Origin of the sequence: Streptomyces sp. NPDC006235 (genome assembly GCF_040613735.1) — a bacterium.
Lineage (GTDB): Bacteria > Actinomycetota > Actinomycetes > Streptomycetales > Streptomycetaceae > Streptomyces.
Genome location: NZ_JBEXSR010000095.1, coordinates 1,874 through 3,193, shown reverse-complemented (window position 1 = coordinate 3,193; position 1,320 = coordinate 1,874). Strand labels below are relative to the sequence as shown.

At 56.7% G+C, this 1,320-nt stretch carries 1 rRNA gene (running past one end of the window); it reads left to right on the top strand.

Features of this window, described 5'->3' with window-relative positions:
• Positions 1 to 44: 44 nt before the first annotated feature.
• A 23S ribosomal RNA gene (locus ABZ192_RS42960) occupies positions 45 to 1,320 on the top strand; its annotated part runs 1,873 nt beyond the window's last position; the annotation flags it as partial.

Sequence of the window (1,320 nt, the reverse complement as noted above, 5' to 3'; positions counted from 1 at the left end):
GCTGGTCGTTGTTTGAGAACTGCACAGTGGACGCGAGCATCTGTGGCCAAGTTTTTAAGGGCGCACGGTGGATGCCTTGGCACCAGGAACCGATGAAGGACGTGGGAGGCCACGATAGTCCCCGGGGAGTCGTCAACCAGGCTTTGATCCGGGGGTTTCCGAATGGGGAAACCCGGCAGTCGTCATGGGCTGTCACCCGCTGCTGAACACATAGGCAGTGTGGAGGGAACGCGGGGAAGTGAAACATCTCAGTACCCGCAGGAAGAGAAAACAACCGTGATTCCGGGAGTAGTGGCGAGCGAAACCGGATGAGGCCAAACCGTATGCGTGTGAGACCCGGCAGGGGTTGCGTATACGGGGTTGTGGGATCTCTCTTTCATGGTCTGCCGGCCATGAGACGAGTCAGAAACCGTTGATGTAGGCGAAGGACATGCGAAAGGTCCGGCGTAGAGGGTAAGACCCCCGTAGTCGAAACGTCAGCGGCTCGTTTGAGAGACACCCAAGTAGCACGGGGCCCGAGAAATCCCGTGTGAATCTGGCGGGACCACCCGCTAAGCCTAAATATTCCCTGGTGACCGATAGCGGATAGTACCGTGAGGGAATGGTGAAAAGTACCGCGGGAGCGGAGTGAAATAGTACCTGAAACCGTGTGCCTACAAGCCGTGGGAGCGTCGGAATGAAGACTTGTCTTCATTCTCGTGACTGCGTGCCTTTTGAAGAATGAGCCTGCGAGTTTGCGGTGTGTTGCGAGGTTAACCCGGGTGGGGAAGCCGTAGCGAAAGCGAGTCCGAATAGGGCGTTTTTAGTAGCACGCTCAAGACCCGAAGCGGAGTGATCTAGCCATGGGCAGGTTGAAGCGGAGGTAAGACTTCGTGGAGGACCGAACCCACCAGGGTTGAAAACCTGGGGGATGACCTGTGGTTAGGGGTGAAAGGCCAATCAAACTCCGTGATAGCTGGTTCTCCCCGAAATGCATTTAGGTGCAGCGTCGTGTGTTTCTTGCCGGAGGTAGAGCACTGGATAGGCGATGGGCCCTACCGGGTTACTGACCTTAGCCAAACTCCGAATGCCGGTAAGTGAGAGCGCGGCAGTGAGACTGTGGGGGATAAGCTCCATGGTCGAGAGGGAAACAGCCCAGAGCATCGACTAAGGCCCCTAAGCGTACGCTAAGTGGGAAAGGATGTGGAGTCGCACAGACAACCAGGAGGTTGGCTTAGAAGCAGCCACCCTTGAAAGAGTGCGTAATAGCTCACTGGTCTAGTGATTCCGCGCCGACAATGTAGCGGGGCTCAAGCGTACCGCCGAAGTCGTGTCATTGCG